This window comes from Porifericola rhodea (assembly GCF_030506305.1).
In the GTDB taxonomy this organism is placed as follows: Bacteria; Bacteroidota; Bacteroidia; order Cytophagales; family Cyclobacteriaceae; genus Catalinimonas; species Catalinimonas rhodea.
The window spans coordinates 1,837,501-1,851,859 of the sequence record NZ_CP119421.1 but is presented as its reverse complement, the minus strand read 5'-3'; the positions used below and the strand labels follow the sequence as shown (position 1 = coordinate 1,851,859).

17 protein-coding genes and 2 rRNA genes (1 of these 19 cut by a window edge) are annotated in these 14,359 nt (G+C 39.8%); 4 read left to right on the top strand and 15 right to left on the bottom strand.

What is annotated here, in order from left to right:
- Positions 1 to 184 precede the first annotated feature (184 nt).
- From PZB74_RS07610 to PZB74_RS07580, 7 genes are read right to left on the bottom strand one after another with little or no spacing between them, the layout of a single operon-like run.
- Positions 185 to 514, bottom strand: a complete 330-nt coding sequence (locus PZB74_RS07610; RefSeq protein WP_302241892.1) for a nucleotide pyrophosphohydrolase — start codon at positions 512 to 514, stop codon at positions 185 to 187.
- Complete coding sequence (gene dtd, locus PZB74_RS07605) at positions 514 to 966, bottom strand: D-aminoacyl-tRNA deacylase (RefSeq protein WP_302241890.1); 453 nt, start codon at positions 964 to 966, stop codon at positions 514 to 516. The genes PZB74_RS07610 and dtd overlap by 1 nt, the downstream gene beginning before the upstream one ends.
- A complete protein-coding gene (locus PZB74_RS07600) occupies positions 963 to 1,634 on the bottom strand; it encodes an oxidoreductase (protein ID WP_302241889.1) in 672 nt (223 codons plus the stop codon). Before PZB74_RS07600 ends, dtd begins: the two co-directional genes overlap by 4 nt.
- Before the next feature lie 3 nt (positions 1,635 to 1,637).
- The gene (locus PZB74_RS07595; RefSeq protein ID WP_302241888.1) at positions 1,638 to 2,669 is read right to left on the bottom strand and encodes a metal-dependent hydrolase; all 1,032 of its coding nucleotides are present in this window, start codon (positions 2,667 to 2,669) and stop codon (positions 1,638 to 1,640) included.
- Positions 2,670 to 2,675: 6 nt separating this feature from the next.
- The gene (locus PZB74_RS07590; protein ID WP_302241887.1) at positions 2,676 to 3,287 is read right to left on the bottom strand and encodes a thioredoxin family protein; all 612 of its coding nucleotides are present in this window, start codon (positions 3,285 to 3,287) and stop codon (positions 2,676 to 2,678) included.
- A gap of 13 nt (positions 3,288 to 3,300) precedes the next feature.
- Positions 3,301 to 3,729 carry a YkvA family protein gene (locus PZB74_RS07585; protein ID WP_302241886.1) on the bottom strand — a complete coding sequence of 143 codons (429 nt, stop codon included), beginning with the start codon at positions 3,727 to 3,729 and terminating at the stop codon, positions 3,301 to 3,303.
- 56 nt (positions 3,730 to 3,785) lie between these two features.
- Positions 3,786 to 4,307: a DUF7935 family protein gene (locus tag PZB74_RS07580; protein ID WP_302241885.1), complete on the bottom strand. Its 522-nt coding sequence runs from the start codon at positions 4,305 to 4,307 to the stop codon at positions 3,786 to 3,788.
- 148 nt (positions 4,308 to 4,455) lie between these two features.
- Between PZB74_RS07580 and PZB74_RS07575 the strand changes: the two genes are divergently transcribed.
- Positions 4,456 to 4,764, top strand: a complete 309-nt coding sequence (locus PZB74_RS07575) for a HesB/IscA family protein (RefSeq protein WP_302241869.1) — start codon at positions 4,456 to 4,458, stop codon at positions 4,762 to 4,764.
- A 395-nt stretch (positions 4,765 to 5,159) separates the two neighbouring features.
- Positions 5,160 to 5,594 carry an NUDIX domain-containing protein gene (locus tag PZB74_RS07570; RefSeq protein ID WP_302241868.1) on the top strand — a complete coding sequence of 145 codons (435 nt, stop codon included), beginning with the start codon at positions 5,160 to 5,162 and terminating at the stop codon, positions 5,592 to 5,594.
- 16 nt (positions 5,595 to 5,610) lie between these two features.
- Here PZB74_RS07570 and PZB74_RS07565 read toward each other — a convergent pair whose 3' ends face one another.
- The 4 genes from PZB74_RS07565 to PZB74_RS07550 form a co-directional block, all read right to left on the bottom strand.
- Positions 5,611 to 6,480, bottom strand: a complete 870-nt coding sequence (locus tag PZB74_RS07565) for a ChaN family lipoprotein (protein WP_302241867.1) — start codon at positions 6,478 to 6,480, stop codon at positions 5,611 to 5,613.
- A 3-nt stretch (positions 6,481 to 6,483) separates the two neighbouring features.
- Entirely contained in the window at positions 6,484 to 6,840 is a 357-nt protein-coding gene (gene folB / locus PZB74_RS07560) for a dihydroneopterin aldolase (RefSeq protein WP_302241866.1), read from the bottom strand.
- 8 nt (positions 6,841 to 6,848) lie between these two features.
- The gene (locus tag PZB74_RS07555; protein WP_302241864.1) at positions 6,849 to 7,607 is read right to left on the bottom strand and encodes a DivIVA domain-containing protein; all 759 of its coding nucleotides are present in this window, start codon (positions 7,605 to 7,607) and stop codon (positions 6,849 to 6,851) included.
- A gap of 94 nt (positions 7,608 to 7,701) precedes the next feature.
- On the bottom strand, positions 7,702 to 8,658 hold the full coding sequence (locus tag PZB74_RS07550) for a WD40 repeat domain-containing protein (protein WP_302241862.1): 957 nt from the start codon (positions 8,656 to 8,658) through the stop codon (positions 7,702 to 7,704).
- A 53-nt stretch (positions 8,659 to 8,711) separates the two neighbouring features.
- Here PZB74_RS07550 and PZB74_RS07545 point away from each other — a divergent pair, with 53 nt between their 5' ends.
- Complete coding sequence (locus PZB74_RS07545) at positions 8,712 to 9,347, top strand: 4'-phosphopantetheinyl transferase family protein (protein ID WP_302241860.1); 636 nt, start codon at positions 8,712 to 8,714, stop codon at positions 9,345 to 9,347.
- A 129-nt stretch (positions 9,348 to 9,476) separates the two neighbouring features.
- Positions 9,477 to 10,058 (top strand): thioredoxin family protein, encoded by a 582-nt coding sequence (locus tag PZB74_RS07540; protein ID WP_302241859.1) that lies wholly within the window; start codon positions 9,477 to 9,479, stop codon positions 10,056 to 10,058.
- A gap of 2 nt (positions 10,059 to 10,060) precedes the next feature.
- Here the strand turns inward: PZB74_RS07540 and galU are convergent, their stop codons facing one another.
- The 4 genes from galU to PZB74_RS07520 form a co-directional block, all read right to left on the bottom strand.
- Positions 10,061 to 10,942 (bottom strand): UTP--glucose-1-phosphate uridylyltransferase GalU, encoded by an 882-nt coding sequence (galU, locus tag PZB74_RS07535; protein WP_302241857.1) that lies wholly within the window; start codon positions 10,940 to 10,942, stop codon positions 10,061 to 10,063.
- A gap of 10 nt (positions 10,943 to 10,952) precedes the next feature.
- Positions 10,953 to 11,957 carry a mevalonate kinase family protein gene (locus PZB74_RS07530; RefSeq protein ID WP_302241855.1) on the bottom strand — a complete coding sequence of 335 codons (1,005 nt, stop codon included), beginning with the start codon at positions 11,955 to 11,957 and terminating at the stop codon, positions 10,953 to 10,955.
- Positions 11,958 to 12,551: 594 nt separating this feature from the next.
- Positions 12,552 to 12,660, bottom strand: a 5S ribosomal RNA gene (gene rrf / locus PZB74_RS07525).
- A 94-nt stretch (positions 12,661 to 12,754) separates the two neighbouring features.
- Positions 12,755 to 14,359 (bottom strand): 23S ribosomal RNA (locus tag PZB74_RS07520) (it continues 1,284 nt past the right edge of the window).

Below are 14,359 nucleotides of genomic sequence, written 5' to 3'. Positions count from 1 at the left end.
TCAAGTTTGACTAGAGAAAATGGGTCATATATACAAATATCGCGCTCTATTGGCCCATAGCAAACTTTCTTACCATCAAATATCCAGCACAAAATCTTATTCTAAAATTTGGAAAAATTATATTATACCAATATTACACATCAGCCCGACCTTACTTCATGTAAGTACAAGGTTAACTAGAGTATTAGGGTTTTAGTTTTGGATTTTCTTTATGCCGATTCTTGTCACGAATGTTTTTTTTATCCATGTTTTTTTTTAGAGCATCAGTTAAGTTAACCCCTGTTTGGTTGGCCAAACAAATGATTACCCACAACACATCCGCTAACTCATCGCCTAATTCTTTTCCTTTATCACTCTCTTTAAATGATTGCTCTCCATACTGCCGAGCTATTAGACGAGCCACTTCGCCTACCTCCTCTGTCAGTATTGCCATGTTGGTAAGTTCATTAAAATAACGAACGCCGGTAGTATTGATCCATTCATCTACCAGCTTCTGGGCCTCTTCTATTGTCATTACTTTTTGTCTTTGGTGTCAATTAGTATGGTTACAGGCCCATCATTAACTAAACTCACCTGCATATCTGCTCCAAATTCGCCCGTGGCTACCTTTTTACCAGTTTGTTTTTCGCAGGCTTGTATAAATTTTTCGTAAAGGGGTACGGCCACATCAGGTTTTGCCGCTTTAATATAAGATGGACGGTTACCTTTTTTGGTGCTAGCATGTAGTGTAAACTGACTAACGATGAGCATATCCCCATCTACATCCTGTAGGCTTTTGTTCATTACACCCTCTTCGTCATTAAAGATTCTTAGATTAATAAGTTTCCGACTGAGCCACTCTATATCTTCATCCTTATCGGCATCTTCTATGCCTAGCAGAACCATTAGCCCCTGTTTAATTTCTCCTTTGGTCTGATTTTCAATGCTTACTGTAGCTTCACTAACGCGTTGAGTAACGGCAATCATAATTCGCTTTTAGCTAATACTTTTATTTTTTCTGACTCAAAAAGGTGAGCACTTTGCAGGTTTTGTTTAGCGGCGATAAACATAGCCTGTGCTACTCTTTTTCCTTTTATAGGGCGGTAGTTTTTTAGTCCGCCTAATAAGAGAGGGCTTAGTGTTTTCATGACTACCTGACCGATCTGCTCACCTGTTCTGTTTTCGTTTCTTTCTCCCAAAAGTATAGAAGGGCGGAAAATATGCAAAGCCTGATAGTCTAAGCTACCTAAACTTTCTTCTACCTCTCCCTTTACCTGATTGTAAAAAAATCGTGAGTTTTTATCAGCTCCCATGGAAGAAACCAGCATAAACTGTTTCGCTCCTTTTTCTATGCCTAAGCTTGCTATCTTGAGGGGGTAATGATAATCTACTTTACGAAAAGCTTCTTTAGAGCCTGCTTTTTTCATGGTAGTACCCAGGCAGCAATAAATATCATCTACCTGTGGCAGCTCGTCTATACTAAGTTTGTCAAAGTCTACAACCAGCTCGTCTACTCGCTCATTTTTAATATCAAGCGTACGGCGAGTGAGCACGTAAATTTTTTGATAGTAGGGGTGGTGTTTAAGTATACGCAAGAGCTGACCACCTATAAGCCCTGTAGCCCCTACAATAAGGGCACTTTTATTCGTTTCCATAGTTTAGTTTCCTTTGGTTCGTTTTAGCAGACGTAAAAAATCTTCTCTTTGTAGTTCAAGCTTAGCATCTACTCTTTCTATCCTAAGCTCTTCCTCCTGTGAGTTGATGCTGAAAGTAAAAATATAGTTTTGGGCATCGTCAAACCATCCACTAAGCTTACCAAACCTCAAATCGTAAAGGTTTAACTTATCGCCTACAGGTTCAAGCAGATAAAAATACTCGGTAAACTCTAAAAGCTCCAGAATGAGTTGACGGTCTTCTGCCTTCGCCTTCTGTAAATAAGGCAAAAGCATACCTTTTTGTTGGCTAATCTTATTAAAATCTATCTGCTTCTTATTATCTAAAATTGAGTAATAGCCTACATAATAATCTGAGCCGCTTTTTACAATTACCGACCATAACAAATTATTAAAAAAGGTGGGTGAGCTCATAAATTTCTCATGACTTATCTGCTGTTCTTCAAGGCTATGCTTTACTACATGGTTGACATATAGCTTATTAGCTGAAGTTAGTAGGAGGTAGGCAGTACTAAGTATGATAGCCAGACGTGCCGTATTTTTTCTTGTTCTGGAATTCCTTCTCATAAACAACACAGCTATTGTAGCTACAAGCAATGGAAGGGTATATAAGGGGTCAATGATGTATATTGTACGAAAGGCTACTCTAAAATCACTAAACGGATAAAAGAGCATTGTGCCATAATTAGTACAGCTATCTAATAAAGGGTGTGTGATTAATCCCCAGAAAAATAGCCAGAACCAATCTATAGGGCTGGCGGATGTTGAATTTCTGTGTAAGTAATAAACGAGATACCCCAGTAATGGCGCTGCAAGAGTAAGGAAGATAAATGAATGCGAAAATGTACGATGCCAGAGTGTGCTCTGTACGTCTCTAACAAAAAAATTTAGCAGAACGTCTAGATCCGGTATGGTACCGGCTATGGCCCCCCAAAGGGGAGCCTTATTGCCAACTTTTTTGCCTAGTACCAGTTCGCCTACTGTAGCACCTAGTACAGCTTGTGTAAGTGAGTCCAAACTAGCTTAAACTTTTTTCAGCCATTTATCCAGGAGCATAATAAACTCCTGCTGCATACTTTTGGTCTTATCTTTAGCATACCAGCCCTGTACTGCCTCGTTAAACACTTTTTTATCAACATCAGGGTTTGCTTTATAAGTAGCTACCAGTTGATGAGCTATTTGGGGGCGTGGCCCCCAACTGCCTATCTCTTCCAATTGTGACGTCAGGCTAATCAGTTTTGGAATTGCACGTCCTCCGTTTGTTAAATAGCCATCTATTACTTCCGGATACTCATCTCTAAGGATTAACTTAAGATCAATATTTTCACTTTGTTCAGCCATTTTAGCCAGCAAAGGAATATTTTGTGCTGCATCTCCACACCAAGCTTCGGTAACAACCAGCCATATCTGTGGCTCAAAAGAAGATTTCAACTTTTCTACCAGCAGATCGTCCAGCACAATAGTCTTATTAAGTCGGCGCATGCGCTGAGCATTTAACTTGGTATATTCCAGCATAGCCGGGCTTTGGTTATTGCCCGTTGTTCTATTTTCATCCAGTAGTTGTTTTACTAAAGTCAAATACTGGTCGTAAGACATAGCTCTATCTATGTGCTTCTGCGTGATTACTGAATTCATAACAAAATTTAAATTACTTGACTTGTTCCGCCTGTGAGTTTTCCCAGTCTTCAAACTCTTCTATACTACCTCTTACAGAATTAAATACCCACATGAGTACGGTAAGGTCGTCCAGGAAACCTGTGAGTGGAATAAAGTCAGGGATGAGATCAAGTGGCGTAACGAAGTAGACAATACCAGCAGTTATCATGAGTGCATTCTTCCAGGGAATATTCCGATATTCTCCTTTGGCATAGGCACGGATCATACGGTTGAGCGTGTTTACCTGATCTTTTAGTCTTTGAAGACTTTCATTGTCGTTACCAACTTCTCTTATCTTTTGTGCAGAGTTAGTTAACAACTTTTTCAGACGCTCAGGATCTTTGAGAATTCCGGATGCACGCTTTTTTGCTTTCCAAAAACTACCATTATCTGCTGTAAATTTCTTATCGTCGTCCGCCATAAAGTGATTTATTCATTATCACCTTATTTAACTGTATATACAGACTTACGGTTACATCAGAAGTTTTGTCGCACTTCGCTTTTAAGCGCTGCCAAAGCTTGTCCTATGGCATCTGTATCTCCCTGCATTTGCTGATCTATCACTTTACGGCCTAAGTCAATACTACGAGCCTTGTCATCTAAGTTTTGCGCCGCCTGGTTTATACTAAGTATTACATCTTCCATAGCATTTTTGGCCATGCTCCATACTTCGTCGCTTACATATACCTGCTGAGATAAGTTGTGGTTAAACTCTTCGCGTATGTTAGAAATCAGTATTTGATGAAACTCTTTGGCAGAATAGCTGCTGTCATTCAGACGGTAAACCAGATTATTTGGGCTTATTCTTTCTAGAAAAAGAGTAATTCTTTCATAAGCCTGCAGACGGGTTGGTACTATAGCAGCAGAGTTCTGAGCTTTAATGTCTACCATTTTTTGAGCCATCTCTTTATCCAGAAATGACTTTACAGTAAGGTACATGGCATATAAAACGATGGCGGCAGGTAAAATAAGTTTGGCAAACTCTACGACTAATTCCATACGGCTTGTTTAAAAATTGTTATTGTTAGAATCATTATTTACGTTCCTACGTTTCAAATTTAAGTATTTTAACGGCATCACAAAGTGCCATTTGCATACAGAAACAGACATTACTTACTTGCTTAATATTGTAGATTAATTTGTACTCATGATTCCTGTAAAAGTATCTGACAGAGCTCTAGAAGAAATCAAAAAGACTATTGCCCACAAAAATATTCCGGCTGAGTATGGCCTGCGCATTGGTGTAAATGGGGGGGGCTGTGCCGGTGTATCTTATGTATTGGGTTTCGACAAAAAAGGACAGGGAGACTCTGAGTTTACCCTTGATAATGTGCCTGTTTATATAGCTAAGAAGGATACTATCTTTTTGCTTGGTATGGAAGTTGACTTTTATGAAGGTAATGATGCTCGTGGTTTTACCTTTATTAAGTCCGATGAAAAGCAAAAATCTTTATAATAGAATATACGAACACTCTTTCTCTCTACTACTAACTTTTAGCTTTTATGCGCTATTACTTGGCCTTATGTTATCTTGCGAAGATGAAGATGACAAAAAAATAGCTACGCAAAAGGAGGTCACACATCAAATAAATAGCTCAAATGACAATTTACAACCTATACCTTACCACACACTAACTCCCAATAGCTGTGATGCTTATGTAGAATTTAAGGACAATTAGTCCACCTTCTTGGGGAATTTTACCCCTATTTCTTCTAGATGACATTGGTAGATCACGGCACATTAATTTTTTTTCTTTTGTCTTCAACAATCCACTCTTTTTTTTATTGCCTTATTAACTAGCTCTTACATTTAGGTAATTTTTAATTTGTATCTGTAATCACATTTATGTTATGGGGTATCCTCAAAATATTAAAGTAACTGTAGACGCTGTAGTTTTTGCTTATCATGATAAAGAACTACAGGTATTGCTAATTCAGAGAAAGAACGATCCATTTCAGGGTAAGTGGGCTATTCCAGGAGGTTTTGTAGAAGATGATGAGGACTTGGATACGGCTGCAGCCCGCGAACTAGAAGAGGAAACCGGCATTAAGGTAGAGCAGATACAGCAGTTTTATACATTTGGAAAGCCGGACAGAGATCCTCGGGGCAGAGCAATTTCAGTTTCGTATTATACCCAGGTAGATGCTAAACTTGTTTCGCCGGAGGCAGCCTCTGATGCTGCCGCCACCCAATGGTTTAACTTGAATGAACTACCGGAACTGGCTTTTGACCATGAAGAGATATTGGCTAAAGCTAAGGTAGCTTTTCTGAATGAGGTACAGTAAGGACACAAACCTCTCTTTAATACGTTTTTGTCATATCTGTTGGTATGCTAATAATATAGTTAGCTACATTTTCAAAATCTTTATTCCACTGACTTATATCTTCCTGCTCTTTGGTGCTAATAGTGACAATATCTAGATTAGGATTGGCTTGTTGCAAGTACCAGTAAATTCCTTCAAAATTATCTGAGTGATAAGAGCCGTTAAAATGCAGGAAGGTACTTTCTTCTTCCAGATTTTGAAGAATAAAATGAGCCATGCTAGCATCTTTTATAGCTTGTGCCTTTACCATATTTTCGGCTCCTATGCCATTGTGTTGGGAGGAGTTCTTGCCCCCTCCCATCATTTCTAACATATTTTGGTAGGAGGGCAGCTCCATATCTATCACTATAGGGAGTGGAGCCATATAAGATTTAGCTTCTTCCGTTAAGTTTTTCAGACTGTCTAAGCCCTGCCTGGCTACGAGGCTTGCATACCGACGAGGTATGTTGGTAGCTACAAACGGCAGCTGGTGTTCTTTAGCAAACTCTAATAGGGGTTTGTAGTCCGTTTTATAATTATCCCAAATTTTGGCTTCGCTTTCCAGGTGTCTTGCTTCTATAAGGCCCGCCAGATATTCGTCAATTATTATCTGATTATCTGCCTCAAACATTTCTGCTCCAAGCACAAGGGTGTTTCCCTCTTTTTGTAAGTCTTTTAAGAGTTGAAGCTGAAGCCAGTGAGCCAATGCATTGTTGTGCAATTCACCAAACAGCACAACATCAGCCTGGCTAAGTTTTTTAACCATTTTATCGTAGTCTTCAGATTTGCCCTTTTCGTTATAAATAACATAAGTAGGTTTGTCCACAGTTATTCCGAAGACCATAAGAATCAACAACAAGGCTTTCATGCTCTATCTACTTTTATGTAAGCTTACTTTAGCTTTTTTGCACAAACCTCCTAAGGGGGGATTTAGTTTGGAAATACTAACCTCCAGCCGTTCTACTACTGAAATTTCTTTGAATACTCGCTCCGCAATTCTTCCAGCTAGCCTTTCAAGTAACTTAGTAGACTGTTCCATTTCTTCCTTTATGATATTATACAACTGGCCATAGTCTACGGTATGTTTTAGCATATCGTCTGCAGCAGCCTTATCAAAGTCCGTTTCTACTTTAATATCCACTTCGTAACGATTACCTATTTTACGCTCCTCTTCATGAAAACCATGATAGGCAAAAAACTCCAGCCCTTGTAACTCTATTTTCCCCATACATAATGTCAATCTATATTGTCAAAAAAAGAACCGCCTTTCTTTTCTTCTCTGGGAGGGGCTGAGTGTTCGTAAGTTGTTTTATGCGCTGCTGATTCTGTGGGGGAATCTGTGCTTTCTTCAATAGTTGGCTTACTGGCAGAAGAAGTTGCTTCTTGCTGTATAGCTTCTTCCTTTTGCCTTGCCAGAAACTCGTTATATTCTTCTACTATTTTTTCTGCTTCTTCTACCTTTGCGTCTATATTAAATCTCTGCTGAGCCTCGGCCTTGTCCACTTTTTGCAACGTTTTCTGTGCCAGACTTTTAAGTTCAAAAAGTAGACTTTCGTAATCGTTCTCCGCTGCTTTATAGCTCTGTTTCAGCATCTTTACACGCTCTTCCATCGCATCTATGATGGCTTGCGCTTTATACTCTGCTCTGCTCAGTATGTCTTTTGCTTTAGAGTGTGCATTACCGATGATGGTATCTGCCTCAAGTTTGGCTTCCCTCATTTTTAGATCAGCTGTTTTTTGGGCCTGGTCAATCATATTTGCCCCGGTATCTTCTGCAGTCTTTAGTGTTTTAAAAAGTGAGCTTTCTACCTCTCGTAGTTTTTCTACCTCCTTTTGTGAAGACTCCAGCTTGTATTTCATCTCCTTGTTCTCTTCTAGTATGCGTTCCCACTGCTGTGAAAGTGTTTGAAGAAAGGCATTCACTTCATCTTTATCGTAACCTCTAAAGTTTTTCTCAAAGTCTTTTTGTCGTATTTCTAAGGGCGTAATTTTCATTAGTTAGGGAGTTTAGTTGTCTCAAACTGCCATAGCAGTCATAACGGACATAATATTTATCATTAATGCGATTAAGCAATATTTTGCTTTTAATTTACTGATAATTGTTCTCTTTTTTGTACAAATCCAGTTGCCAGACGGAAATGCTTCTATCGTCGCTCGCAGAAATCAACGGATTTTGCTTTTGTGCATCTACATACTCACTCCATATTAAAGCATTTACCGATGTGGCATGCCCTGAGTGCCGGACTTTATCTATTACTTTTAAAAGTTTAAACTGTTTGGCATCCCACACTTTTACTGACTTATCCATACTACAACTTGCAAAGTAATTACCGTCAGGGCTATATGTTATGTTGTTAATGCAGTACATATGGGCTACAATTGACTCATGTAGTTGATAGTGTTCGTTAACGTCCCATATCTTAAGGTGAGCGTCTCTACTACCAGACAATAGCCAATGATAATCGGGGCTATAGCTGAGCGTAAATACAGAGTTATCATGCGCCTCAACCTCATACTTTAGCTTGTAGCTTTCTAAGTCATATACTCTAATTTTATTATCGCTGTAACCTACCGCCATTTCTTTTGCCACGGGGTTGATAGCAATACTACGAGCACTTTTATGGCTATCTTTTATCTGGTGTAATACTTTTAATTTTTGATAACTCACTATTGTAATAGAGCCATCTCCCGCGGCTATAATAATATTTTCGTGATAGACTTTAATATCAAAGATGGCAGAGCTCGTTATCTTAACGGAACCCAGTTCTTGTTTGGTATGCATATTTATCACATGAATACCTTCATAGTTTTGGCCTACTATTAGATTTCCTCTTTCTTTCTCATAGTATAAAGCATATACTGAAGTGGGTACTTTCGCGATTATTCTGCCATTAGATGTGTCTTCTAAACTCCACTGTACTACCATACCATCTCCTGCACCTGAGAAAAAAATATTATTATCAGGTCCATTACTTAGCGCGTATACACAGTCTTTGTGCCCTTGCAGGCTATGAAGCTTATTTACTTGTATCGGCTTGTTTCTCATATTTCGCTGCTGATTGCTTAACATTCATTTAAAAAAATACCTTTGTAATTGCAATGGCTTTAACAAAAATAGTAAAGATAAACGACAAGCTGAGTTGGGCACTTTGGAAAATAGATGTGCCCTGGACAGACCTTCTTCATCTGCTACAACCTAATGACGAAGAGTACCAGTTGTTATTGAAGATACGACATCCTCAAAAAAAAGCGGAATTTCTTGCAGGCAGGCTTGCTTTACGTGATCTACTCGCATCCATTGGAATTCATGAATTTGAGATGTACAAAGATTCACACGGTAAACCTCATATCAAAAAGTATTCTATACATATCTCTCTGGCTAATTCTTATCCGCATGCTGCGGCTATAGTACATCTAGAGAGCCCTGTAGGTATAGATATAGAAAAGCCCAGCGACAAGCTTATCAGGGTTCAGCATAAATTTCTGCATACTTCCGAATGGGAAATCTTTAGCTATGACTTGGAAAAACTATGCCTGGCCTGGTGCGCTAAAGAAAGCTTATACAAACTACATGGCAGAAAAAATTTAAGCTTTAAAGCCAACATACTGGTGCAGCACCTTTACTATCCTAAAAAGCCTATGTTAGAGGCTGCTATTGTAGTGGCCGATCAGCACGAGATGTATACTCTTCATATAGTTCAAGAAGAGAACTTTTTTATAACTTTTAATGTCTGATTATTAGTTGTCCAGGCATACTCAAGAAAATGTGTTTTCGTTACTAACCTTACCCATATATTACACTATAACAGTTTATAGCTTATATATTTCTTATCTTTTGTGCTTAGCACATAATATTATATACGTATGTTCACTTACTTATTAGTAATAGCTCATATTTTGTCTCTTTTGCCAAATAATCAGGTGGTTAGTGTTGACGACTTTACTTTAGTTAATGCTGTAGATGGTAAAGAAGTAAGTTTGTCTAATGTAGGTGAAAACAAAGCCGTAGTAGTTATTTTCACCAGTAATTATTGTCCTTATGCAAAGCTATATGATCAGCGAATTAGTAATTTGATTGATACATATCGCTCAAAAGGTGTTAAGTTCTTGCTGATTAACCCTAATGATTCTAAGCAAAGTCCGGCGGAAAACCCTAGCAAAATGGCAGAAAAAGTGCGTGAGATGGGCTGGAATATTCCTTATTTAATTGATAGCCAGCAAAAAGTTACTTCTCTTTTTAATGCTAAAAAAACACCTCAGGCCTACCTCCTTCAACAAAGAGGGGGAAGTTATCAAATACTGTATCGTGGTTCAATAGATGATAACCCCCAGGTAGCCTCTGATGTAACGCATACTTTTTTGAAAAATGCTCTTGATGCAACTCTGCAAGGAAAACCAATTGTAGATGATGATACCCACCCTACAGGTTGTATGATCAAGAATTAGTATTATTTTCTTTTTTTCTCATATTCTTCTACCTGCTCCTTCATGTATTGGTAGAATGGTTCAGCAAACTCTTTCCTTTTCAGCGCAAACTCCACAGTTGTTTTTAAAAAATCTAGCTTGTTGCCAATATCATAGCGTTTTCCCTCTATGGTATTCGCGATGATTGTATCTCTTTTCATCAAGAGGTGCATAGCATCTGTTAACTGGATTTCATTTCCTTTACCTTTTGGCGTTTGCTCTATAGCCTGAAAAATTTCTGGTGTAAGAATGTATCTTCCTGCGATTGCTAAATTTGAAGGAGCTTTTTCAGGACTGGGTTTTTCTACCAGCTCACTAACCTCCATTGTTTTATCATCTATTTTCTTCCCGCCTGCAATTCCATATCTGGATACTTTGTCAGCTGGCACTTCTTCTACTGCGATTACTGTACTATGATATTGCTCATATGTATCTATGAGCTGCTGTGTTACTGGAATTACAGAGTCTACGACTGTATCTCCTAATAACACCGCAAAGGGCTCATTACCTACATGCTGACGTGCATGATAGATAGCATCACCCAAACCATTCATTTCTTTCTGACGGATAAAGTGGATGTTCGCCATATCCGCTAACCTCACTATTTCGTTATAAAAGTTTTCCTCCTGCTTTTCTGCCAATCGTGACTCCAGCTCAAAATTTCTATCAAAATGATCTTCAATAGTTCTTTTACCTTTTCCAGAAATAATGAGAATATCATCTATTCCTGAGTCTACTGCTTCCTGTACAACATACTGTATGGTAGGTGTATCAATTATTGGAAGCATTTCTTTAGGTTGCGCTTTAGTAGCCGGTAAAAATCTTGTACCCAATCCGGCTGCGGGAATTACTGCTTTTCTTACCATTTTATATTTTTTATACGGTATAAGGTTTAATTACTCTTGCATTAATCTTCTTCAGCTCAATCACTAGCTTATTTAATACTTCATCATTTTTATATATCCCAATGATTGACCCTCCAGAGCCAGTAAATTTTGCTGATGCACCACATTTTCGTGCAGTCTCTACCAATTGCATATTGCTATCACTTATATTCATAATTTTACATCTCTTGTCAAAATTGGTGTTTATAAGTGTGTTTAGAGTATCATAATCTTTATTTTTTATTGCGCTCTTTCCCTTTTCCGCCAAATCTGCTATTTCCGAGATCGTCTGTATGACTTCGGCATCTCCTTTTTCAAATCTCGCTTTTACATTATTAAATACTGCTCCGGAAACCTTACTTAGATCTGTTTTATAAGCCAAGTATAAATTGGGTAGGAGTGAAGGTTCTAACTCTTCATAAATTCCATGACCTTTTTCCTGCAAGTGTTTTTTATCAAAGTCCATATATACGCAACCTTCGTAGGTTTGCGCCACTCTATCTTGTAGCCCTGCATTTATTCCCAGCTCATCCACTTCCGCAGACAATACAATAGATGGTAATATTTCTTTAGGGATAACAACCTCATAGTACTTCATTAAAGCTCTCATAGTAGCGGTAACGATTGCGCTAGAACCCGCAAGTCCTACTTGTCTGGGGATTGAAGAGTGGTACCTTACTGTGAAATTTTTGTTAACAATTTTGATAGAATTTTGCTCACAGTATTCTCCAAATTTTTTTATCGCTGCTTTTATTAATCTGGACCCACCATAATACCCTGTAAGGTTCACTGAATCTATTAAATGATGTATGTTTCTGAATTTATTTACATCCTGTTCCTGAGCTTCTATATGTAGTTCAGGAGAAGGATATAGCATTATTCGTGCACCAAAATTTCTTACTATTACGGAAATTGTCTTCCCAAAATATCCATCTGTAGGATTCCCTAACAGACCAGCCCTCGCATAAGCACTGGTTTCTATAATTGCATTATCCATTAATATATAGGTTGTGGGGATATATGATTTATCCAAAAAAGTAAACAAATTTAAATATACCTTAAGATTTTAACATATCTAATTAATCACCTAAATATCAGTTATAAGTCTTTATTATCTTAATGAGCGATGATAAGCTAATTGAATATCTCATCTGCACCATAGTCAGATAGGTTTTATTAAGCGAGTAACGAAATTGTTATTTAACAGCATTTATTATTTACACATATTGTAATTTTTGTCCACTTATCATGTATTATCTAATTTAACAGCCTATCCTTTGATACAACTATACATGCAATTGCGTCATCTACGTGAATTGATTCTTTATCTTTATTGTGTGTAGGGTGGGAGTTTCAATTGAAGCAAGATTTAGACTATTCATAGAGTTTAATTTCATTGAGGGATACGGTGTAAGCTTTGGTATATGGATGGGGGGAAAGAGTTGAGTAAGTTAGAAGAGGACTTAATTTAGAAGATGGGTTAGACTGAAGGTAGTGGGGTAGGAGTAGGGGAATGGCGAGTGATAGGCTGTATGGGAAGGCAAAGGGCAAAAAAAAGCCTTGCAAGACAAAGCTCACAAGGCTAATTATAGAAAGGCGGCGACCTACTCTCCCGCGGATAGCAGTACCATTGGCGCTGCCGGGCTTAACTTCTCTGTTCGGAATGGGAAGAGGTGATCCCCGGCGCTAAAGCCACCCTAAGATCTTGGGTGTGTTGAGCGAACTCAACTGACTACCACTAATATTGTTGACATGAAACGTGTAAGAGAGAGGTAAACTTAAGTAAAGATCTGCATAAGAAAGACTATTGGGTAATTAGTATGGCTCAGCTACATATATTTCTATACTTCTACCTGCCACCTATCAACGTGATCGTCTCTCACGACCCTCAAGGAAAGCCTCATCTTGAAGAAGGTTTCGCGCTTAGATGCTTTCAGCGCTTATCCTTTCCGAACGTAGCTACCCGGCGGTGCAGTAGACACCACAACCGGCACACCAGCGGTTCGTCCAACCCGGTCCTCTCGTACTAAGGTCAGAACTTCTCAAGCTTTCTACGCCCACCACAGATAGGGACCGAACTGTCTCACGACGTTCTGAACCCAGCTCGCGTGCCACTTTAATGGGCGAACAGCCCAACCCTTGGGACCTTCTCCAGCCCCAGGATGTGACGAGCCGACATCGAGGTGCCAAACCTCCCCGTCGATGTGAGCTCTTGGGGGAGATCAGCCTGTTATCCCCAGAGTACCTTTTATCCTTTGAGCGATGGCCCTTCCATGCGGAACCACCGGATCACTATACCCGACTTTCGTCCCTGCTCGACTTGTAGGTCTCACAGTCAAGCGCCCTTATGCTATTGCACTCCACATGCCGTTACCGACGGCATTGAGGGCACCTTGGGAAGCCTCCGTTACTTTTTAGGAGGCGACCACCCCAGTCAAACTACCCACCACACACTGTCCCCGTTAGGGTTAGGCACTAGATAAAAGAAGGGCGGTATTTCAAGGTTGTCTCCACGATGCCTAGCGACACCGCTTCCTAGACTCCCGCCTATCCTACACATCTTTTACCCAATGTCAATGTGAAGCTATAGTAAAGGTTCATGGGGTCTTTCCGTCCCGTGGCGGGTATCCGGCATCTTCACCGGAACTACAATTTCACCGAGCGCGTGGCTGAGACAGTGCCCAGATCGTTGCACCATTCGTGCAGGTCGGAACTTACCCGACAAGGAATTTCGCTACCTTAGGACCGTTATAGTTACGGCCGCCGTTTACTGGGGCTTCGGTTCAATGCTTTGGGTTACCCCTAACATCCCCCCTTAACCTTCCAGCACCGGGCAGGTGTCAGGCCTTATACTTCATCTTTCGATTTTGCAAAGCCATGTGTTTTTGTTAAACAGTCGCCTGGGCCTATTCACTGCGGCTTCTCTACCAAAGTAGAGGAAGCGTCCCTTCTCCCGAAGTTACAGGACCATTTTGCCTAGTTCCTTAGCCACGTCTCACTCGAGCACCTTAGAGTTCTCCTCCCGGCTACCTGTGTCGGTTTACGGTACGGGTAGCTTATTACTAAACGCTTAGAGGTTTTTCTTGGAAGTATGATTACGACTACTATCCGCTTGGCCGTAGCCTCGCGGTACTATCACCTTTCAGCACTCTCGGCGGATTTGCCTACCAAAAGTATACCTACGGGCTTCAACGCACTATTCCGTCAGTGCGCGAGTCTGTCACTGCTCCGTCACCCCATCACTATAATAAGCCAGTACGGGAATATTAACCCGTTGTCCATCGGATTGAGCTTTCGCCTACTCCTTAGGTCCCGACTAACCCTGATCCGATTAGCGTTGATCAGGAAACCTGAGCCTTTCGGTGTGCGGGTTTCTCACCCGCATTATCGTTACTTATG